This is a genomic window from Janthinobacterium sp. 75 (assembly GCF_004365495.1).
Classification (GTDB): Bacteria; Pseudomonadota; Gammaproteobacteria; order Burkholderiales; family Burkholderiaceae_D; genus Janthinobacterium.
This window is the reverse complement of sequence record NZ_SORD01000002.1, coordinates 537428-558765: the sequence shown is the minus strand read 5'-3', so window position 1 is coordinate 558765 and position 21338 is coordinate 537428. Positions and strand designations below refer to the sequence as shown.

Sequence of the window (21338 nt, the reverse complement as noted above, 5' to 3'; positions counted from 1 at the left end):
ATCGGTCGCAGTTTTTTCCGCCGTTTTTGTCTGGATAGGAATAGTTGTGATGTGTGGAGCGGCGTTTTGTGATGGTCTTGTCAGGACCGCAGCCAGTCCCGCCGGCGTAACAGTTGCAGCATCGTAAAGAGGAGATCTTGAGTTTGTGTTGCTGTGCGGCGCAGCCGGACGGTGGGGCAATCCAGGATTTTCAAAAATAATAGTCTTTTCTGGGGTTAAAGATGATCAATCACAAACGACTTCGGCTAACGCAAATCGCGTTCAGCCTGTCTATTGCACTGGCGGCGGTACCATCGTTCGCGCAGAACACTACTTCCTCCATTGGTGGCCGTATCTCGGCCACGGACGGCAAGCCGGCAGCTGGTGCGCAAGTCACTATCGTTCACGTAGATTCCGGTTCGGCGAGCAACGTGACCACCGATGCAGAAGGCCGTTACGTCGCTCGCGGCTTGCGCGCCGGCGGTCCTTACACCATCACCATTACGAAGAATGGCGTAGTTGAAAAACGCGAAGGCGTGTTTATCGCCCTGGCCGAAACGGCCAACGTCGACGCCACGCTGGGCGCCGACATGCAAGTGGTGAAAGTCAGCACCAATGCTATTCGCAATCAGGTTTTCAACCGCAACAACATGGGTGCCGGCACCAATATCGGCCCGACCGAACTGGCTACCCAGGCATCGATCTCGCGCAGCCTGCAAGACTATGCCCGCGCCGACCCACGCCTGTCGCAAACCGACAAAGAGCGCGGTGAAATCTCCGTTGCCGGTCAAAACTCGCGCTACAACTCGATGACGATTGACGGCGTGGCCGTGAACGACACCTTCGGCCTGGAAGCGTCCGGCACCGCGACCGGCAAGCAGCCGATTTCGATCGAAGCGATCCAGTCGGTGCAGGTTAACGTTGCCAACTATGACGTCACCCAAAAAGGCTACACCGGCGCGAACGTCAACGCGGTGACCAAATCGGGCACCAACAAGGTCAAGGGTAGCGTCTACTACGTTTTCCGTAACGACACCATGGCGGGCGACCGTTACAACAGCACCGACGACACTTACTACGCAGCGCCGAAATCGAAAGACACCACCAAGGGCATCACCATGGGTGGCCCGCTGATCGAAGACAAGCTGTTCCTGTTTGCCAACTACGAAAAAACCACCAGCTCGCGCGGCGCGCCAGCATTCGGTCCTATCGGCAGCGCACAGACCAACGTCGCCATTACCCAAGGCGCCATCGATAGCGCGATTGCTATTGCCAAGGACAAATACGGTATCAATGCCGGTACTTCGGCAGTTCCTACGGGTTCCGAATTCACGGCAACGGAAAAGTTGCTCAAGCTGGACTGGAACTTGACCGACACCCAGCGCATGATGCTGCGTTACACCAAGACCGAACAGTCCGAGCCGATTTACACGGGTTTTTCCGGCACTGGCCTGTCGCTGAGCTCGTACTGGTATGACCAGAACAAGAGCCTGGAAACCCTGGTTGGTCAATGGACCGCCGAGTGGACCCCGACCTTCTCGACCGAAGTCAAAGTGTCGTCGCGCGACTACGACAGCGTACCGCGCAACAACGCTTATCTGCCGGCAATCGGCCTGCAGTTCAGCGGCGCGCTGCCAGCTGGCGCACCTTCTAGCCTGGCTACTGGCAACCGCTTCCTGAACTTTGGTACGGAACTGAGCCGTCAGCGTAACATTCTTGGCACCAAAACCAAGGATTTCTACGCAGCCGGTACCTGGTCGCTGGGCGACCACGAAGTCAAGTTCGGCACCGACTACAGCAAGAATGACGTTTATAACGCGTTCCTGCAGAACGTCAACGGTAACTACACCTTCGGCTGTATTAACAGCAGCGCCACGTTTGCCTATTCGTTCGGCGCCATCAATTGCGGTAATGCCACGGCAGCGCAATTGCAGGCAGCCGTGCTGGAAAACTTCAGCCGTGGCCGTCCTAGCTCGTACACCTACCAGGTGCCACAAGCAGGCCGTACTCTGGACGATGCCGTGGCGACGTTCTCGCTGAAAAACATCGGCCTGTTCCTGCAAGATACCTGGGAAGTCAACAAGCAGCTGACGTTGACCGCGGGCCTGCGCATCGACGGCACCCGCATCGGCGAAAAGCCGATCTACAATGCGCGTGCAGCACAGGCAACTGTCGCTCGTACCACGCCTAACGGTCGTCAGACCGGCGGTTTCGGTATCGATAACTCGCATACCATCGATGGCGAAAACCTGTATCAGCCACGTTTTGGCTTCAACTACAAGCTGGAATCGGCGCGTCCGACGCAAATTCGCGGCGGCTTCGGCTTGTTCCAGGGTGCGGCGATGAGCGTCTGGCTGGGTAATCCTTACCAGAACACCGGTATGGCAACCCAGAACATTACTTGCGCCTCGTCTGCCGGCACTTGCCCGACCACCGATGGCTTCTTCAACCCCGATCCAACCAAGCAGCCATCGAGCGTGCCAGCGGTTATCCCGGCAATGAAGGTCGATGCCTTGAGCACGGACCTGGCGCAACCATCGGTGTGGAAAGCCAACCTGGCCATCGAACATGAGCTGCCATGGATGGGCCTGATTGTCAGCGCGGAATACCTGCGTTTCCAGACCAAGAGCGCGATTTACTACGAAGAGCTGAACATGGGCGCGCCAACGGCAACCGGTAGCGATGGCCGTCCAATGTACTATGGTCCTAACGCCTACAATACGGCTTGCTGGAATGCAAATGGCGCCCTGATCGGCGGCGCAAATTGCAGCGCCTTGACCAAGGCTGGCAGCAATGCAGCCTTCGGCCAGGTGCTGATGGCTAAAAATACCGACAAAGGCGAGTCGAACGTGCTGACCCTGTCGGTGCGCAGCCCGACCCGTGATGGCCTGTCGTGGGGCTCGTCGTACACGTACAGCGATGCCACGGAAGTGTCACCACTGACGTCGTCGACCTCGAGCTCGAACTGGGGTTCGCGCGCCGTGTTCAATCCGAACGAAAACGTGGCGTCCAACTCGAACTACCTGGTCAAGGATCGCTTCACGGCCAACATCAACTGGCAAAAACGTTTCTTCGGCGAATACAAGACCACCTTCGGTCTGTTCTATGAAGGCCGTAGCGGTAAGCCATACAGCTGGACCATCAACAACGACTTGAACGGTGACGGCCTGGCCGGCAACGACTTGATGTACATCCCTAGCGCGCCAGGTTCGGGCGAAGTGGTGTTCGCCGGTGCGACGCCAGCAGCACGCGCCGCCAATGAGGCAGCGTTCTGGAAAGTGGTCAATGCGAATGGCGACCTGCGCAAAGCCAAAGGTAGCGTGATCGGCCGTAACGAGAGCTTTGCTCCATGGACCAACAGCTTCGATGTGCGCATGAGCCAGGAAGTACCGGGCTTCTTCAAGGGTAACAAAGGCATCTTTACCTTCGATATCCTGAACGTCGGTAACCTGCTGAATCGCAAATGGGGCCGCATCAATGAAGTGGGCTTCCAGGGCTCCGGTGGCCTGGTGCGCAGCTTCGTTGACAATGTCGGTATGGAAAACGGCAAGTATGTGTACAACACCCGTCCTGTGGTGGAAAGCCTGGAAACGCGTCAAGTCAAAGGCGAATCGCAATGGGCGCTGCAAGCAACGATCAAGTACGAATTCTAATTTCGTCCTTGCCTCGTAGCTCGGCAAAGTAAAAAACGGCTGGTGGCGACACCAGCCGTTTTTTTTATACACAAGATGGTTTACTCTTCCCACTTTTCAATAAATATCATTCCATGGCTCACTTCCTACGCACTCCGGTCGCTGCCGCGGCCCTGATCCTGATCCTGTCCGCCTGCAGCAACCTGGCGCCTGCACCCAGCGGCCCGATTGAAGTGAATTTGGTTGCCCTGAACGATTTTCACGGCAACCTCGACCGCAGCAAATTCACCTACACGAGCGCTGCCGATGCGGAGCGCAAGACGGTGCAGGCCGGTGGCATCGATACCTTGTCCGGCGCGTTGACGGCCTGGCGGCGCGAAGATGCGCAGCTGATCTTTGTCGGCAATGGCGACCTGGTCGGTGCCAGCCCCGCCATGTCGGCGCTGTGGGCGGACGAACCGAGCATTGTCGCCATGAATATGCTGGGCATGAAGGCTAGCTCGGTCGGCAACCATGAATTTGACCAGGGCAAGGAGGAGCTGCTGCGCCAGCAGCGCGGCGGCTGCGAGTCGTCGCGCTCCGACAAGGCCTGCAAGTTCACGCCCGACTTCAAGGGCGCCAGCTATACCTATCTGGCCGCCAACGTGATCGACAAGCAAACGGGCAAGTCCCTGCTGCCGGCCTACCGCATCGAAGAGGCGCATGGCGTCAAGGTGGGCCTGATCGGCGCCGTGCTGAAAGATACCCCGTCCGTGGTGACGGCCGCCGGCATTACCGGCTTGCAGTTCGGCGATGAAGCCGACGCCATCAACGCCACCTTGCCGCAGTTGCGCGCGCAGGGCGTAGGCGTGTTCGTCGTGCTGTTGCATCAGGGCGGCGAGACGAAGGAAGCCGTCGACCAGCCCGATTGCAGCCAACTGAAGGGCGCAGTGGTCGACGTGGTGAAACGTCTCGACCCTGCCATTCAACTGGTCATCAGCGGTCATTCGCACCAGGGTTATCTGTGCCGTGTCGATGGCCGCCTGGTGACGCAGGCACAGATGGGTGGACACATGTTGACGCGCATTAAGCTCAAGGTCGATCCCCTCAAGAATGCGCTGATCAATGCCAGCGCGCAAAACGTTGTCATGTTGCCGGGAATGTATGAGCCGGACCCGGCCGTGGCAGCTTACCTGGAATCGGTGAAGCAGCGCAGCGCGCAAGAATTGTCGCGCCCCGTGGCCGCCATCGCCGTGCCCACCGTGGGCCGCAGCACCAAGGGCAGCGGCGCTTCCGCGCTGGGCGACCTGGTGGCCGACAGCACCCTGTTCGGCGCGCGCGCTGCCGGTGCACAAATCGGTCTGATGAACAATGGCGGCATCCGCAAGGATCTGGAAGCGGGCGCCGATCTGATGACGAACGTGGGCCAGAACCAGGCGGTTGTCCCGTTCGGTAATACCCTGATCGTGGTCAGCCTGTCCGGCGCACAAATTCGTACCTTGCTCGAGCAGCAATGGCCGGGTGCCGAAGCGGAAGACAACAACTTGCTGCAAGTGTCCGAAGGTTTCAGCTATCGCTGGGACAGTACACGTCCCCAGGGCCAGCGCGTGCTGCCGGGCAGCATCATGCTCAATGGCGTGGCTATTGATGACAATCAACAATACCGTGTCGCCGCCAATAGTTTCCTCGCTGGCGGCGGCGACCGTTTCACCGTGCTGGCGGCCGGCACCCGCCGCCTCGACACGGGCGTGCGCGATATCGACGCCTTCAGCGATTACCTGATTGCCCGCGCGCGCGCCGGCAAGCCCGCTGGCAGCGCCACGGCAGCCGGCCGCATCGTGCGCGTCAAATAACATTTCAAGGAATAACCATGCGTCGCTTATTTGTTTCCGTACTTCTCTCCAGCCTGTTCGCAGGCACGGCCCACGCCGATTTCACCATTCCCGGCTTTGAGCTGGTGCATACTTCGCCCGTGGAAACCACCTTGGCCAATCCCGACCTGCGCGAGCCCGTCGCCGTGTGGAGCGAGCTGTTCGATGCGGCAAAAAAAGAGATCGTCATCGCCCAGTTTTATGCCGTCAGCAAGCCGGGTACGGCTTTTGACAAGGTGCTGGCCAGTTTGACGGCCGCCGGCCAGCGTGGCGTGAAAATCCGCTTCCTGCTGGACCAGAAGGGCGTGGGCTTGTCGGAAGCGGCGACCATCGCCCAGATCAAGGCGATTCCTAACCTGGACTTGCGCCTCATCGATTTTAATAAAATCACGGGCAACGGCATCGTGCACGCGAAATACCTGGCCGTCGATGGCCAGGTGGCGTACATCGGCAGCCAGAATTTCGACTGGCGTTCGTTCGAGCACATCCATGAGACGGGTTTGAAGATCACGGAAGCTACGATGGTGAGCCAGGTGCAAGCCATCTTCGAGCAGGATTGGCAAGCCCAGGCATTGACGTCCCAGGGCGGCCGCGCCACGGTGCTCAACAGCAAGGTGGTACCGGCCAACTACGCGCAAAACGCCTTTTTGCTGGCCAGCCCGAATGCCTACAACCCGGCTGGCGTGGGCGATTCGGAAACGGGCTTGCCCGCCTTGCTGGCCGAAGCGAAAAGCGAAGTGCGCATTCAGCTGCTCGACTATGCGCCCTTGTCGTATGGCCCGAACCGCACGCGTCCGTACTACGCCGTGATTGACAACGCCGTGCGCGCAGCTGCCCAGCGTGGCGTGAAGATCAAGCTGATGGTATCAAGCTGGAATACGGAAGCGCCGGCCATCGCCTACCTGAAAAGCCTGGCCCTGCTGCCGAACGTCGAAATCCGCATCGTGACGATTCCTACGGCTTCGACAGGGTTCATTCCGTTTGCGCGCGTGATCCACAGCAAGACCATGAGCATCGATGGCAAGCTGGCCTGGGTCGGCACGAGTAACTGGGCGGGAGGCTATTTCGACTTGTCGCGCAACCTGGAAGTGGTACTGCGCAATGATGCCATGGCGCAGCGGATTGCCGCGCTGCATGAACAGACGTGGAGCTCGGCGTATGCGCAGCCCATCGACATCAACAAGCAGTACCCGAAACCGGCCAAGGCAGCGCCGCAAGGCAAGGAGTAATGGTGAGAAAATCGATGAAGAAGTTACTTTGCGTGCTGGCGCTGGGCGCCGCTTTTGCTTCCGGCAACGTACTGGCCTGGGGCAACGACGGTCACCGCGCCGTGGGCGCCATCGCCGACCAGTTGCTCAAGGGCAGCGCCGCCCAGGTTCAGATGGCCAAGTTGCTGCTGCCGGGCGAAAGCCTGGAAAAGATCGCCAACTGGCCCGACTGCGTGAAGGGTACGTATTGCGGCCCGCAATCGCCGGAAATGTTGACCTATGTCGCGGCAAACCCCAAGCATGGCCAATACCATTACACGAACGTGCCATTCCAGAACGAGCACTACCATGACCATGGCGTGGGCACGGCTGACGACGATATCGTGCAAACGCTCAAGCAGGCTATCCTGGTATTGCAGGGCAAGGCTGATGCCGCCAGCAATCCGCATGGCTTCAGCCAGCGCGAGGCGCTGATCCTGATCACGCACCTGGTGGGCGATATCCACCAGCCATTACATGTTGGCAATGCGTTTCTCGGCAAGGATGGCCAGTTTTTCGTGCCCGCCACGCAGGCACAGATCGACGACGTCGCCATTTTCAATGCGCGCGGCGGTAACGACTTGCTGCTCGACGATGCGAAGATCACGGCGCTGTCGGACGCCGTGATTCCCGCGCCGCTGCCGGTGGAAGAAGGCATGGCGAAAGCTCCCGCCTATCCGAAGTCGCCTACCAAGCCCCTGCATTCGTACTGGGATACGACCGTGGTCGATTACGCCATGCGCCGCCTGAGCACGCGCACGCCGCAGCAGTTTGCGCGTACGGTGATTGCCAGCCAGCCACAAGTGAGCGGCAATACTGGCGACCCTGCCACCTGGCCGTATCAGTGGGCTGATGCCTCGCTGGCGGCATCAAAAATTGCTTTCACGGACGTGGTAGCCGGTCCGGCCACGCAGCAGACCAGCCGCAAGGGCGAGGTGTATAAGGTGTGGGCCTTGACGGTGCCGGACAATTACCCCGTGCCCAGCTCGGCGCTGGCGAAGCAGCAACTGATCGAGGCGGGCTATCATCTGGCTGCCGTGTTGCAGGTGATTTGGCCACAGTAATTTGGCGGCGACAGGCTGAGGAATAGAAAGAAAGCGGCCTGCGGGCCGCTTTTTTTATGCCAGGGTGATGGCAATTCCCATGTCGCGGTAGGGCGCGACCAGGGCGTCTTCGATGTCGCTGTGCACGATGATGTCGCTGACCTGGCTCAAGGGCGCGATCTGGAACGGCGAGGCCGTATTGAACTTTTCCGGCGAGGCCAGCACGACAGTGCGGTTTGACGCCTCGCTCAGCGCGCGTTTCACGCACGCTTCTTCATAGTCCCCGGTGGTGATGCCCGCTTGCGGATGCAGGCTGGCCACGCCCATGAAGTACAGGTCGGCGCGGATGCGGCCGATGGCTTCCACTGTCGCTGCGCCGACGCCCACGATGGAGTGTTTGTACAGGCGCCCGCCCAGCATCAGCACCTCGATTGATGGGTGATTCACCAGTTCGACGGCAATCGAGGGACTGTGCGTGACGACGGTGGCGTGCAATTCGCGCGGCAGCTGGCGCGCCAGTTGCACGGCGGTCGTGCCGCCGTCAATGAACACCACGTGTCCCGCTTGTATCATGGCCGCGGCTGCGCGGCCGATGGCGGGCTTGGCTTCGGGTGAGATCTGTTCACGCCCGGCAAACGGCGCCAGGGCGGGCGAGCGGGGCAGCAAGGGCAAGGCGCCGCCGTGCACACGTTCCAGCAAGCCCTCCTTGGCCAGTTCGCGCAGGTCGCGCCGTATCGTATCTTCCGACAAGCCCAGGGCGTCGCTGACGGCCCTCGCGACGATCTGTCCTTCGCGCTGGAGCAAGTCCAGCAGGTATTGTTTGCGCTGATGTGTGAGCATGGATTTTCTTGAGTTTTCTTGTATTTTCTTGATATTGCACGAGTCTGCATGATAAAGTCGGCAAAAGCAAGTACACGCAAGCACAAGGAGATGACATGCGCGAAGACAGTACAAAGCAGGAACGGGTTCGCATCCAGCAAGTGCAGACCCTGTCGCACGACTGGTATCTATTGCAAAAGACGACGTTCGACTATCTGCGCCACGATGGCCAGTGGCAGACGCAGACGCGGGAAACCTATGACCGCGGCGATGGCGCCACCATCTTGCTCTACAACAAAGTCAAACGCACGGTGATCCTGATCCGCCAGTTCCGCTTTCCCACGTATCGCGAGGGGCACGATGGATTCCTGATCGAATCAGCGGCCGGCTTGCTGGAAGAAGCCAGCGCGGAGCAGCGCATCCGCGCCGAGGTGGAAGAGGAAACCGGTTACCGGGTGGGGCAGGTGCAAAAGATATTCCAGGCCTTCATGAGCCCCGGTTCCGTGACGGAGCGTTTGCATTTCTTCGTGGCCGAGTACGACCCCGCCAGCCGCATCGGCGACGGCGGCGGCCTGGCGCACGAGGGAGAAGACATCGAAGTGCTGGAATTGCCGCTGGCGCAGGCACTGCAGATGGTGGCCGATGGCCGCATCTGCGATGGCAAGACCATCATGCTGCTGCAGCATGCGCAGTTGCACTTGATGCCGCGCAAACGGGGACTGCAGATTCTGGTTGCCGGCCCTTACCGTTCGGGCACGGGCGACGATACGGTCTTGATTGCGCGCAATGTAGCGGCCATGGAAGCCGTCTGCCTGCCCTTGTACGCGAACGGTCACATGCCCGTGCTCGGTGAATGGCTGGCCTTGCCCATGCTGGCGCTGGCCGGCTCAACCCGGGTGGGCGACCTTGTGTATGAAGAACTGTTCCATGCACACGCGACGCGCCTGCTCAGCCACTGCGATGCCGTGCTGCGCATCGGCGGCGCGTCCCAGGGCGCCGACCAGATGGTGGATGTGGCGCATGGCCTGGGGCTGCCGGTCTATTTGTCGCTGGACGAGATTCCACCGGCGTAAAAAAAGCGAAGCCCGCGGGCTTCGCTTTTTTTTGCATCAAGTTACAGTCAGACTTAGCGAGATTTTACAAAGGGGATGCCAATAGCTTTTGGCGCGATGGATTTCGCCATCAAGCCCGCCAGCACGATCACCGTGACCACGTAAGGCACCATCTGGATCAGCGAGCCGGGGATGCGGCCCACGACTGGTAAATCCACGCCTTCGATCTGGATCTGGATGGCCGCGAAGAAGCCGAACATCAAACAGCCGAGGAAAGTGTAGACAGGGCGCCAGTTGCCGAACACCATGGCCGTCAGGGCCAGGTAGCCGGCGCCGGCCGACATGTCGCGCAGGAAGAAGCCGCTTTGCACGATGGCCAGATAGGCGCCCGAGAACGAGCACAGAACGCCTGCCACCAGCATCGCCATGTAGCGCGTTGCTTCGACGCTCACACCAGCGGAGTCGGCCGCATGCGGGTTTTCGCCGCAGGCACGCAGGCGCAGGCCGAAGCGCGTGTGGTACAGCAGCCAGTGCACGAGCGGTATCAGGAGGAACGCCACGTAGACGAGGATGGAATGGCCGCCGATCAGGTGGGCATACACCCAGCCGATGAAGGGAATGTGTTCCACATACTGCGTGCCTGGCAAGACCACGTCGAACAAGCGCGCCGAACCGAGGTCGGGCGTACGGCCGCCTTGCTGGAAGAAAAATTGTGCCAGCACAAACGTCAGGCCGCTCATGGCAATGTTAATCGCCATGCCCGCCACCAGCTGGTTGCCCTTTTGCGTGATGCTGACATACGCTTGCAGCAGGGCCAGGGCGACGCACACGAGCATGCCGGCAGCCATGCCGTAGTATGGGTTTTGCGTCGTGTAGGCCACGGCGGCGGAGGCGAAGGCGCTGGCCAGGATCTTGCCTTCCAGGCCGATGTCGATCATGCCGCTGCGTTCGGCAAACAGGCCGGCCATGGCGGCAAAGATCAGGACGGGCGCATTGCGCACGGTCGATACCAGGATGCTGGCGAATTGAAAGTCGTCGAGTGTCATGGTGTTAGCCTTTGGTGCGCTTGAGCAGGGCGGAAATGGCCGGTGCGTAGAAGTTTTCCATGGCGCCGCAGAACAGGATGATCAAGCCCTGGATGAAAATGAAGGTTTCCGTCGGGATATTCGGTTTTTCCAGCGACAGGTCGAAGCCCCCCTGGATCAGGGCGCCGAACAGCACGGCCGACAAAAAGATGCCGACCGGATGCTGGCGGCCCATCAGGGCGATGGCGATGCCGATGAAGCCGGCGCCGCCGACGAAATTGAGCGACAGATAATGCGTCGAACCCATGATGGAATTGACGGAACCGAGGCCCGCCAGCGCGCCGGAAATCAGCATGACGATGATGATCATCTTGCTGATCGACACGCCCGCGTAGTGCGCCGCATGCTTGTTGAGGCCGGTGGCGCGCAGCTTGAAACCCCACGACGAACGCCAGACCATCACGCCATAGATCACCAGCGCGGTAATTGCCAACAGAAAACTGATGTTCAGCGGCGTATCGCCCAGCGACGGGAACCAGGTGGAGAGGCGCGGCATTTCGCCGCTTTCCGCGAAGACACGGCTGGCCGTGTTCTGTTCGCCGGGCGGAATCAGGTACTTCACGATCACGAAGTTCATCAGGCTGGCGGCGATGAAGTTGAACATGATGGTGGTGACCACGATGTGACTGCCGCGCTTGGCTTGCAGGTAGCCGGGCAGCAAGCCCCACAGCGCGCCGAACAGGGCCGCGCCGATCATGGCTGCGGGAATCAGCAGCCATGCGGGCAGCGTCTGGTCGAAGGCCAGCATGGCTACCGTCAAGCCCAGGCCGCCGATATACATCTGGCCTTCGGAACCGATATTGAACAGGCCGGCCTGCATCGCCACGGAAACCGACAGGCCCGTGAAAATGAAGGTACTGGCATAGAACAGGGTGTAGCTCAAGCCTTCCGGATTGAGGATGGCGCTGTGGATCAGGATCGACAGCGATTCGGCCGGGTCTTCGCCCAGCATATAAATGACCAGGGCTGCGACCAGCAAGGCCGACAGCAGGTTTAACATGGGCATGACAAAGGCTGTCGCCCAGCGTGGCAAGTCGTTATTCATGATTTATGCATTCCCCCCATCAGCAGACCGATGCGGGTGGTATCGAATTCTTCAATTTTCAGTTCGCCGGTGATGCGTCCGCCGCACATGACCAGAATGCGATCGGCCAGCGCCCGCACTTCTTCCAGTTCGACGGACACCAGCAGGATCGCCACGCCCGCGTCGCGCAGGGCCAGCAATTGCGTATGGATGCTTTCGATGGTGCCGATGTCGACGCCGCGCGTGGGCTGGCCCACCAGCATCAGTTTCGGCTTGGCCAGCACTTCGCGCGCGATCACCACCTTTTGCTGGTTACCGCCAGACAACAAGCCGATGCGCAGGTCCGGATTGGCCGGGCGCACGTCGAAGGTTTTCAGCAGTTGCGCGCAGCGGGCGCCGATGGCCTTGAAGTTGAACAGGCCCCAGCGGTTTTTCAGGTGATCCTGGTAACCGAGGATGGTGTTTTGCATGACGGAGAAATTTTTCACCACACCATCGCGCAAGCGGTCTTCCGGAATGTGGGCGATGCCCAGTTCGCGGAAGGCCAGCGGCAAGCCGTCGGCATCAGTGCGCTTGCCAAACGGCAAGTCCTTGTCCAGGAAACGCAGCTTGCCGGACGTCGGCAAACGCATGCCGGACAGGATTTCCAGCAATTCGCTCTGACCATTGCCGGAAACACCCGCGATGGCGACGATTTCGCCGGCGCGCAAGTTGAAACCGATGTCGGCCAGCAGCTTGACTTGCTGCGCGTCGGCCAGTTGCAAACCGTCCACTTCCAGCACCGTGGCGCCCGGATTGTAGGGCGCGCGTGGCAAGTGGCTCTGGATGGGGCGGCCCACCATCATGTTGGCCAGTTCCTCTTTCGAGGTGCCGGCTGTCGCCACGGCACCCACCACCGTGCCGCCGCGCATGACGGTGACGTTGTCGGTGATTTCCAGGATCTCTTGCAGTTTGTGCGTGATCAGGATGATGGTCTTGCCCTGTTCCTTGAACAGGCGCAGGATTTCAAACAGCGAGGCCGTTTCCTGGGCCGTCAGCACGGCCGTCGGCTCGTCGAGGATCAGGATGTTGGCGCTGCGGTAAATCTGCTTGAGGATTTCCACGCGCTGCTGCGCCCCGACGGAGAGGTCTTCGATCTTCGCCAGCGGGTCGACGTCGAGGCGGTAGCGCGCGCAAATCTCGCGCAATTTGGCTTCCGCTTCGGTACGGTGGCTGGCCAGGCGGAAACCGCCTTCCGTGCCCAGCATAATATTGTCGAGGACGGTGAAGTTCTCGACCAGCATGAAATGCTGGTGCACCATGCCGATGCCGAGATTGATCGCTTCCTGGCTGTTGCGGATAGGCTGTACTTTTCCGTCGAGCAGGATTTCTCCGCCGTCGGCACGGTAATACCCGTACAGGATACTCATCAAGGTCGATTTGCCGGCGCCGTTCTCCCCCACCAGGCCGTGGATACTGCCCTTGGCGATGGAGAAACTGACGTCGGCGTTCGCCTTCACATGTCCAAACTGCTTGGAAATGCTGCGAAATTCTACTGCTGGCTGCATAGGTTCATAACTGGATAGTTTCATGGAAACGCGCCGCGCGGAGACAGGCCCCGGCGGCGCGCTAAAAGATACGGAGAAAAATTAAACCGGGCAGCTGCTGCCGACGCGGTAATCGATCACTTTGATCTTGCCATCGATAATGTCCTTACGCGCACCCAACACGCGTTTTTCGATTTCCGGCGTAATCAGCTTGCGGTTGTTCGCATCGAGCGCCCAATCCACGCCGCCTTCTTTCAAGCCTTTATAGCTGACGCCGCCCTTCCAGGTGCCGTTCTTGACTTCCATGAAGCTGTCATACACCGTGTTGTCGACGCGCTTGACCATCGAAGTCAGGATGCTGCCCGGGTACAAACCATTCTGGTTCGAATCAACGCCGATGGCCAGCTTGCCTTTTTCCTTGGCCATTTGCAGGGTACCCATGCCGCTGCCGCCAGCGACGGCGAAGACGACATCGACGCCGCGCTCGAATTGCGAGCGGGCCAGTTCGCCACCCTTGGCCGGGTCATTCCAGGCGCCGGACGTGGTGCCGACCATGTTTTGCGTGATTTCCGTCTTTGCATTGACGGCCTTGACGCCTTGCGCGTAGCCGCAGGCGAAGTTGCGGATCAGAGGAATATCGATGCCGCCGATGAAGCCGACCTTCTTGCTCTTGCTGGCCATGGCTGCAGCCACACCCACCAGATAAGAGCCTTCTTCTTCCTTGAAGACGACGGAATTGACGTTGCTGCCGGCAGCCTGGCCGTCGATCAGCACGAATTTCACGTTAGGGAATTCTTTTGCGACTTTTTGCACGGCTTGCGTTTGCGCAAAGCCGATGGCGGCGATCATGTCGAGTTTCTTGCGGGCCAGGCCACGCATGACTTGCTCGGCTTGCGTATCGCTCGATGCCTGAACTTCGATGAAGGAAATGCCTGTGTCTTTTTTGAAGCGCGATGCGCCTTCGAAAGCGGATTGGTTGAACGACTTGTCGAACTTGCCGCCCGCGTCATACACGACACCCAGTTTTGGGGTAGCCGCGGACGCTTGAGCAGTCAGAAATACGGCTGCGATCGTCAAACTAAATTGTGTAAGTTTCATGAATTGGCTCCTGGAAGATCGATATTGTATATTTTTTATAGGTGAAACATATAATTTGGGGCTGATTTAGCCTGTTTTTGATGCACGAGATGATAATTCCTTATCAACATTGCACCGTATTGCACAAGATCATTGCCGGCCTCGTGTGCTTTTATGTCAACAGTGTGATGCTCATGCAACAGTCGCGCCCCGTCTCTTTTATAGTTACAACATCGAATGGGGCTGCCGGAGCGGGCTGGGATGCGCCGTCAATGGACGGGCAGGGCAGGCGCAGGACCGGCGCCACGATGGGCGTCCGAATCACTATGCATCATGCCAGATATGTATGACAAATACGTTTTTGTTTAACTATTTATATGAATGCCATATAAATAGCCCTTGTCAGGCCGGGCAGCGTCAGGATGATGGGGGATTGATGATATTCAGGAAGGCCCGCACGACGGGAGCGTCGTCGAGCGTGGTGTAGCTGATGTACAGGTTGGCCGACGGCGGATTGGTCTTGATCGGCAGGAAGACGACGCCGGGCCAGCCGATGCGGCTTGTCGTTTCCGGCACCAGAGTCACGCCCAAGCCCGCGCCCACCATGGCCAGCAGGGTTTGCGGCTCGCTCGCTTCCTGGAAAATTACGGGTTCGAAACCGGCATTGATGCAGCATTGCACCAGGTAGCGCGGAAACGCGGATTTATCGAGGTTCAGGGTCAGCATCGGCTCGTGGGCGATGTCGATCAGCTCGATGGCCGTGTTTTTTGCCAGCGGATGGTGTTCGTTGACGGCCACGCAGACATTTTCGCGGAAGCACAGCTCCTGGCGCAGGTTGTCGTGGCGTAAGTCGTCGTCATTGAGCTTGGGTTCGCGCCAGAAACCCACGTCGATCTGCTTGGCGCGCAAGGCTTCGTATTGCACTGTGGGACCAAATTCGTGGATGGTCCAGCTGACGCGGGGAAATTTGGTCTGGAATTCTTCCAGCAGGCTGGGGATGGGACCCCACATGGCCGAGCCGACGATGCCCACGCGCAAGCGGCCCACTTCGCCACGGTCGATCTGGCGGATGGTATCGATGGTCATGCGCATCTTGGCCAGCAGGTCGGCCGCTTCGTTCATCAGCGCCTTGCCTGCCACGGTCAGCTCGAAGGTACGCGTGGTGCGCGCAAACAGGCGCACGCCCAGTTCGCTTTCCAGTTTCATGATCTGCTGGCTCAGGGGCGGCTGCGAGATATGCAGACGCTCGGCGGCGCGGCTGAAGCTTTTCTCCTCGGCGACGGCAAGAAAATACTTTAACTGTTTCAGATCGATGGACATGCTTTCCTTGGCGTTGCGTGGTGCTTGGCGATGGAACGGCGCGCAGACCTTGACGCAGGCATGCGCGCTTTCTTTACAGCAGTCCTATTATCGTGCCACGACTGCCTGCATGGCAATGGCAAGTGCCGTACCGACCTGGGCATTGTGCTTGACCAGGGCGATATTCGTCGCCAGGCTGCGCCCGTCCGTCAGCTGCTTAATGCGCGACAACAGGAATGGCGTGACTTGCTTGCCTTTCACGCCGCCCGCATCCGCTTCCTGCAAGGCCTGCGTGGTGATCGCATCGATTTCTTCCTTGGGCATGGCTTGCGCGGCTGGCACGGGGTTGCTGACGATCACGCCGCCTTTCAATCCCAGTTGCCACTTGGTACCGATGAAGGCAGCCTGCTCGGCGGCCGTGTCGAGGCGGAAATCGGCTTTGTAGCCGCTTTCGCGCGTGAAGAAGGCGGGGAAACCTTCCTGGCCTACGCTGATGACGGGCACGCCATGGGTTTCCAGGTATTCCAGGGTCAGGCCGATGTCGAGGATGGATTTGACGCCCGCGCAGACGACGGCCACCGACGTTTGCGCCAGTTCCTGCAAGTCGGCGGAAATGTCGAAGCTGGTTTCTGCGCCGCGGTGCACGCCGCCGATGCCGCCCGTGACGAATACGGCGATGCCGGCCAGTTCCGCGCAAATCATGGTGGCGGCCACGGTGGTGGCGCCCAGCTTGCCTTGCGACAAGACGAACGGCAGGTCGCGGCGGCTGACTTTCATGGCGTCGGGCGAAGTGCCCAGCAATTCCAGCTGCTCGGGCGAGAGGCCTACGCAGATTTTGCCGTCGATGATGGCGATAGTGGCCGGCACGGCGCCGCCGTCGCGGATGATCTGTTCCACTTCGCGTGCCATTTCCACGTTTTGCGGATACGGCATGCCGTGCGAAATGATGGTCGATTCTAGTGCCACGATGGCCTTGCCGGCGGCGCGCGCGTCGAGGACTTCTTGCGAGAACGAGAGGAAATTATTCAGTTGCGTCATGGTTCAATCCTGTTGAAAGAGGGTAGGGGGAGGTGGCGCCAGATCGGCGTCGTCGATGTCGTCGAGCGCGCCCGCCGAAATCAGGGGCGAGACGGTGGCATCGGATTCCAGCGTCATGGCGGCCAGCTTCAGGCCGCGCCGGCACGCCAGTTTCAAGTCGCTGCTGTCGTGGTAGAGCGACCAGCAGACGGCGGCGGAAAACGCGTCGCCGGCGCCCGTCACGTCGACGGCGTCCACTTCGCGCGCGGCCAGATGCACGACAGGCGCGTCCGGGCTTTCGCCATCTGTAAAGTACACGCCTTCGCCGCCGCAGGTGACGATCACCTGGCGCGCGCCCTGGCGCTGCACTTCACGACAGGCGGCGCGCACGTCAAACGCCGTTGGCAAGGCCCGCGCCACGCGCGTTTCCAGTTCGCCCCGGTTAAGGATCAGCAGGTGCAAGCCCGTCAGGTCTTGCGGCAAGTGCGCCATCTTCGGCTGCGAGACGGCGACGATGACGAGCGGCGTCGCGTTGGCCGCGTCCTGGCGCGCGTCGGCCAGCAATGCCTGCACGCTGTCGTGGCCCAGGTTCAGGTCGCAGACGGTGAGGGCGGCGGCGGCGCGCTGCGGTTGACGGCTATGCAAGAAGGCCGGGGTCAGCTGTTCGTAGAGTTGCATGTTGGCCATCGCCAGCAGCATTTCGCCATGTTCGTCGAGCACGGCCGTATAGGTGCCGCTGCTGGTGTTGCTCAGATGCAAGCTGCCGCGCATATCGATGCCCGCGTCTTCCGCATGCGTCTGCAGGGCGTGGCCGGCCGCGTCGTCGCCCAGCGCCGTCAGCAAGGCGACGGGAATAGCCAGGCGGGCCAGGTTTTCCGCGATGTTGCGGCCTACGCCGCCAAACACTTCTTCCGAACGCACGGGATTCGAGGTCCCCATCTGCAGGGTTGCCATGGTGCGCATCTTGCGGTCGAGGTTGGCGGCGCCTATGCACAGCACGGGGCGGCTATCGGGCAGCACGTAGGCGCGTCCCAGCAGGCGGCGCTCGCGGATCAATCCGGCGATGTGGCCGGCGACGGCAGAGCGCGACAAGCCCAGTTCGCTCGCCAGGTCTTGCTGCGAGATGAAGGGGTTGTTGCGGATCAGCGTGTACAGCTGGTCTTTTTTATTGGTATCGGTCACAAGGTTTTCACTGAAGGTTTAAACATTTGTCTGAAACTGTAAACATTTGTCTGTTTGATGTCAAGTTCGTGTCAGGAGAGCGCGAAACGTGTTCGTATGGAGCATGTATGCATGCATTTCCGGGGCATCGCCGGGGCGTGGCCGCTGCTGGCAGGCGAGCGCTTGCCTGGACTATAATATCGGCCATTTATATTTGAATTGTATAAATGGGCAAGAAAAATGGTATTTGCCATACATATTCCGTTTGATGCATAGTGGCGGCAAATAGAAGCAATACGCATTTCGATATACCTGTAACAGCAAACATACCCGATACCTGGGCCGTAATCCCTCACCGGGCACGGCCACGCAGGCAGCAACCATCATCATTAGTCAATCAGAGGATAACCATGTCGAACAACACCCCTTTCCACGCCGCCGAAATCATCCGTGCCCGCGCTCCTGAAAATTTCAAGCCGCGCGTGGCGATGATCCTCGGCTCCGGCCTGGGTGTGTTGGCCGAGCAGATGACGGATGCCGTCAGCATCAGCTTTGACGAATTGCCAGGCTTCCCTATCAGCACCGTGCACGGCCATGCCGGCGAACTGGTGGTCGGTACCCTGTCGGGCGTCGCCGTCGTCTGCATGAAGGGCCGTGGCCACTTCTATGAAGGCTATGGCATGGGCGTGATGACGAGCGCCATCCGCACGCTGAAACTGCTGGGCTGCGAAATGCTGTTCGTCACTAACGCCGCCGGTTCCCTGCGCCCTGAAGTGGACGCCGGCAGCCTGGTGGCCATCAGCGACCATATCAACCTGCTGCCAGGCACGCCGATGGTCGGCCCGAACGACGACCGCTTCGGCCCGCGCTTCTTCAGCATGGCCAACGCCTATGATGCGGACCTGCGCAAGCTGGTCAAGGACACGGCTGCCTCGAACGGCATCACCCTGCACGAGGGCGTGTTCGTCGCCTACCCTGGCCCGAACTTCGAGACGGCTGCTGAAATCCGCATGATGGCCCGCCTGGGCGCCGACACGGTCGGCATGTCCGTGGTGCCGGAAGTGGTCTCGGCCCGTCATTGCGACCTGAAAGTGGTGGGCGTGTCCGTCATCACCAACCTGGCCGAAGGCATGTCGCCATTCGCACTGTCGCACGAGCAAACCCTGAAATACGCGGCCATCGGCGCGAAAGATCTGGTCAAGCTGATCCTGGCTTTCCTGGCGACCGTATCGGCTACGCCGCAAGCCTAAGCACCTTTTTACGCAGTAGCGGCGCGCCGGCCACCGGCGCTGCCGCGCGGCAGGCCGGGGAAATCCGGCCTACACTGTCCGCATCACCCCGCATCAATCCATAAAGCGAGCCTTATCATGTCACGCGCATTTATCCTCCTGCTTGATTCCTTCGGCCTTGGCGCGACGCCAGACGCCGCCAAGTATGGCGACGCAGGTGCCAATACCTTTGGCCACATTGCCAGCACTGTCGCCAAAAGCGGCAAGACCTTGAAACTCCCGAACATGGAACGCCTGGGACTGGGCGCCGCCGCGCACCTGGCCAGCGGCGAATGGGCCTCGGGCTTCGACCAGCGCGACGGTTTTACCGGTGCCTACGGCGCGGCGCGCGAGCGCTCCACCGGCAAGGACACGCAGAGCGGCCACTGGGAAATCGCCGGCGTGCCCGTCGAATTCGACTGGGGCTACTTCCCTCGCACCACGCCGTCGTTCCCCGCTGACCTGACCGACAAGCTGAAAGCCATGTCCGGCGTCCCCGGCTTCCTGGGCGACTGCCATGCCTCGGGCACGGACATCATCAACAAGCATGGCGATGAACACGTCGCCACCGGCAAGCTGATTATTTATACGTCGGGCGACTCGGTGATGCAGATCGCCGCGCACGAAGAATCGTTCGGCCTCGAGCGCCTGTACCAAGTGTGCGAAATGGCTTTCAAGCTGGTGGAGCCATACAACATCGGCCGCGTCATCGCCCGCCCGTTCACGGGCAGCAATGGCAACTACACGCGCACTTCCAACCGCCACGACTACGCCGTCGCGCCACCCGCACCGACCCTGCTCGATCACGTGAAAAATGCGGGCGGCGAAGTCGTCGGCCTGGGCAAGATCAGCGACATTTTCGCCACCCAGGGCATCTCGCGCGTCGTCAAGGGCGTCGACAACATGGCGCTGTTCGAAGCGCTGTTGAAGACGGCCGATGAAGTGCAGGACAAGTCGCTCACTTTTGTGAACTTCGTCGATTTCGACCAGGCTTTCGGCCACCGTCGCAACGTCGAGGGCTATGCCGATGCGCTGCGCGAAATGGATGCCCGCCTGCCTGAATTCATGGCCAAACTCAAAGATGGCGACCTGGTCGTGATCACCGCCGACCATGGCTGCGACCCCACCTGGCACGGCTCCGACCACACCCGCGAACATATACCGATGATCTTCTTCGGCCCCGGCGTCGCCCCGCGCGCACTGGGTATTTCCGAGACCTTCTCCGATATTGGCCAAACCCTCGCCAAGCACCTTGGCGTACCACCACTTGCTAATGGAACCAGCTTGTTATGACACTCATGCACCCCGAATTCAAGCGTAACGAGGCCGTAGGCCTCGACCTGGGCTGGATCAACCAGATCCGCGTCAACCGCGCCGCGACGGACCGCCGCGCGGCCAGCCTGGCGAACCGCCGTACGGTGAAAAAGGAATACCAGGCCGCCTGGCTGGTCAAAGCCATCCAGATGATCGACCTGACCACCCTGGGCGGCGACGATACGCCAGGCCGCGTGGAACGTCTGTGCATGAAGGCCATGCGCCCGCTGCGCGCAGACCTGATGGATGCACTGGGCCTGACGGAACTGAGCACCGGCGCCGTGTGCGTGTACCACGAGATGATCGCCCCGGCCGTAAACGTCATCCAGGGCCGTTTGCCTATCGCCGCCGTGTCGACCGCCTTCCCGGCCGGCCTGACGAACATGGAAACGAAGCTGCGCGAGATCGAACTGTCGGTCGCCGCAGGCGCTTCCGAAATCGATATCGTCATCACGCGCCAGCACGTCCTGAACGGCAACTGGCAAGTGCTGTACGACGAAATGCTCGCTTACCGCAAGGCGTGCGGCGAAGCGCACGTGAAGGCGATTCTCGCCACGGGCGACTTGCTGACCATGGAAAACGTGGCCAAGGCATCGTGGGTCTGCATGATGGCGGGCGCCGATTTCATCAAGACCTCCACCGGCAAGGAAAGCGTGAACGCCACCATACCCGTGGCCCTGACGATGGTGCGCACGGTGCGCGAATACTACGAGCAGACGGGTTTCAAGGTGGGCTTCAAGCCGGCCGGCGGCGTCAGTTCGGCCAAGAGCGCGCTGCAGTTCCTGACCCTGATGAAGGAAGAACTGGGTAACGAATGGCTGCAGCCGCACCTGTTCCGCATCGGCGCTTCCAGCCTGCTGACCGACATCGAGCGCCAGCTCGAGCACTACGTCACCGGCAGCTACTCGGCCAATCATCGTCACGCACAACCTTAAAGAACAATCG

General features: G+C 60.2%; 15 protein-coding genes and 1 pseudogene. 8 read left to right on the top strand and 8 right to left on the bottom strand.

The genetic code is table 11. From position 1 onward, the window contains the following. Positions 1-221: 221 nt before the first annotated feature. The 4 genes from C8C89_RS26805 (at position 222) to C8C89_RS26790 (ending at position 7772) form a co-directional block, all read left to right on the top strand. The gene (locus C8C89_RS26805) at positions 222-3632 is read left to right on the top strand and encodes a TonB-dependent receptor (protein WP_133994141.1); all 3411 of its coding nucleotides are present in this window, start codon (positions 222-224) and stop codon (positions 3630-3632) included. Between the two features lie 113 nt (positions 3633-3745). Further along, entirely contained in the window at positions 3746-5443 is a 1698-nt protein-coding gene (locus tag C8C89_RS26800) for a bifunctional metallophosphatase/5'-nucleotidase (RefSeq protein ID WP_166674926.1), read from the top strand. Between the two features lie 17 nt (positions 5444-5460). Next, on the top strand, positions 5461-6690 hold the full coding sequence (locus tag C8C89_RS26795; protein WP_133994139.1) for a phospholipase D-like domain-containing protein: 1230 nt from the start codon (positions 5461-5463) through the stop codon (positions 6688-6690). A 14-nt stretch (positions 6691-6704) separates the two neighbouring features. Continuing rightward, entirely contained in the window at positions 6705-7772 is a 1068-nt protein-coding gene (locus tag C8C89_RS26790; RefSeq protein ID WP_133994137.1) for a S1/P1 nuclease, read from the top strand. Positions 7773-7826: 54 nt separating this feature from the next. On the opposite strand, the gene C8C89_RS26785 is transcribed toward C8C89_RS26790, so the two are convergent. Beyond that, positions 7827-8591 carry a DeoR/GlpR family DNA-binding transcription regulator gene (locus tag C8C89_RS26785; protein WP_133994135.1) on the bottom strand — a complete coding sequence of 255 codons (765 nt, stop codon included), beginning with the start codon at positions 8589-8591 and terminating at the stop codon, positions 7827-7829. A gap of 95 nt (positions 8592-8686) precedes the next feature. Here C8C89_RS26785 and C8C89_RS27470 point away from each other — a divergent pair. Beyond that, positions 8687-9271: pseudogene (locus tag C8C89_RS27470) on the top strand (NUDIX domain-containing protein); the annotation flags it as partial. A 425-nt stretch (positions 9272-9696) separates the two neighbouring features. On the opposite strand, the gene C8C89_RS26775 reads toward C8C89_RS27470, so the two are convergent. The 7 genes from C8C89_RS26775 to C8C89_RS26745 form a co-directional block, all read right to left on the bottom strand. Further along, positions 9697-10668 carry an ABC transporter permease gene (locus C8C89_RS26775; protein WP_101483983.1) on the bottom strand — a complete coding sequence of 324 codons (972 nt, stop codon included), beginning with the start codon at positions 10666-10668 and terminating at the stop codon, positions 9697-9699. 4 nt (positions 10669-10672) lie between these two features. Continuing rightward, the gene (locus C8C89_RS26770) at positions 10673-11752 is read right to left on the bottom strand and encodes an ABC transporter permease (protein WP_133994131.1); all 1080 of its coding nucleotides are present in this window, start codon (positions 11750-11752) and stop codon (positions 10673-10675) included. After that, complete coding sequence (locus C8C89_RS26765) at positions 11749-13278, bottom strand: ABC transporter ATP-binding protein (protein ID WP_101483985.1); 1530 nt, start codon at positions 13276-13278, stop codon at positions 11749-11751. Before C8C89_RS26765 ends, C8C89_RS26770 begins: the two co-directional genes overlap by 4 nt. Positions 13279-13359: 81 nt before the next feature. Further along, positions 13360-14355: a BMP family ABC transporter substrate-binding protein gene (locus tag C8C89_RS26760; RefSeq protein WP_101483986.1), complete on the bottom strand. Its 996-nt coding sequence runs from the start codon at positions 14353-14355 to the stop codon at positions 13360-13362. A gap of 396 nt (positions 14356-14751) precedes the next feature. Then, the gene (locus tag C8C89_RS26755) at positions 14752-15654 is read right to left on the bottom strand and encodes a LysR family transcriptional regulator (protein ID WP_133994129.1); all 903 of its coding nucleotides are present in this window, start codon (positions 15652-15654) and stop codon (positions 14752-14754) included. Between the two features lie 87 nt (positions 15655-15741). Next, positions 15742-16662, bottom strand: a complete 921-nt coding sequence (locus tag C8C89_RS26750; RefSeq protein WP_101484873.1) for a pseudouridine-5'-phosphate glycosidase — start codon at positions 16660-16662, stop codon at positions 15742-15744. Positions 16663-16674: 12 nt separating this feature from the next. Next, positions 16675-17832, bottom strand: coding sequence for a carbohydrate kinase (locus C8C89_RS26745; RefSeq protein WP_133994127.1), 1158 nt, complete (start codon positions 17830-17832; stop codon positions 16675-16677). Positions 17833-18221: 389 nt separating this feature from the next. On the opposite strand from C8C89_RS26745, the gene xapA reads away from it, so the two are divergent. The 3 genes from xapA to deoC all read left to right on the top strand — a co-directional run bounded on the left by xapA (position 18222) and on the right by deoC (position 21328). Beyond that, positions 18222-19061 carry a xanthosine phosphorylase gene (gene xapA, locus C8C89_RS26740; protein ID WP_070312734.1) on the top strand — a complete coding sequence of 280 codons (840 nt, stop codon included), beginning with the start codon at positions 18222-18224 and terminating at the stop codon, positions 19059-19061. Between the two features lie 117 nt (positions 19062-19178). Next, positions 19179-20372, top strand: coding sequence for a phosphopentomutase (locus tag C8C89_RS26735; RefSeq protein ID WP_101483990.1), 1194 nt, complete (start codon positions 19179-19181; stop codon positions 20370-20372). Beyond that, positions 20369-21328, top strand: coding sequence for a deoxyribose-phosphate aldolase (gene deoC, locus C8C89_RS26730; RefSeq protein ID WP_133994125.1), 960 nt, complete (start codon positions 20369-20371; stop codon positions 21326-21328). The genes C8C89_RS26735 and deoC overlap by 4 nt, the downstream gene beginning before the upstream one ends. The last annotated feature ends 10 nt before the right edge of the window (positions 21329-21338 follow it).

Coding starts and splice junctions, on each gene's coding strand:
- C8C89_RS26760 (WP_101483986.1), bottom strand. CDS start 14,355: ATGAAACTTACACAATTTAGTTTGACGATCGCAGCCGTATTTCTGACT.
- C8C89_RS26795 (WP_133994139.1), top strand. CDS start 5,461: ATGCGTCGCTTATTTGTTTCCGTACTTCTCTCCAGCCTGTTCGCAGGC.
- C8C89_RS26775 (WP_101483983.1), bottom strand. CDS start 10,668: ATGACACTCGACGACTTTCAATTCGCCAGCATCCTGGTATCGACCGTG.
- C8C89_RS26755 (WP_133994129.1), bottom strand. CDS start 15,654: ATGTCCATCGATCTGAAACAGTTAAAGTATTTTCTTGCCGTCGCCGAG.
- C8C89_RS26800 (WP_166674926.1), top strand. CDS start 3,746: ATGGCTCACTTCCTACGCACTCCGGTCGCTGCCGCGGCCCTGATCCTG.
- xapA (WP_070312734.1), top strand. CDS start 18,222: ATGTCGAACAACACCCCTTTCCACGCCGCCGAAATCATCCGTGCCCGC.
- deoC (WP_133994125.1), top strand. CDS start 20,369: ATGACACTCATGCACCCCGAATTCAAGCGTAACGAGGCCGTAGGCCTC.
- C8C89_RS26735 (WP_101483990.1), top strand. CDS start 19,179: ATGTCACGCGCATTTATCCTCCTGCTTGATTCCTTCGGCCTTGGCGCG.
- C8C89_RS26770 (WP_133994131.1), bottom strand. CDS start 11,752: ATGAATAACGACTTGCCACGCTGGGCGACAGCCTTTGTCATGCCCATG.
- C8C89_RS26785 (WP_133994135.1), bottom strand. CDS start 8,591: ATGCTCACACATCAGCGCAAACAATACCTGCTGGACTTGCTCCAGCGC.
- C8C89_RS26790 (WP_133994137.1), top strand. CDS start 6,705: ATGAAGAAGTTACTTTGCGTGCTGGCGCTGGGCGCCGCTTTTGCTTCC.
- C8C89_RS26805 (WP_133994141.1), top strand. CDS start 222: ATGATCAATCACAAACGACTTCGGCTAACGCAAATCGCGTTCAGCCTG.
- C8C89_RS26765 (WP_101483985.1), bottom strand. CDS start 13,278: ATGCAGCCAGCAGTAGAATTTCGCAGCATTTCCAAGCAGTTTGGACAT.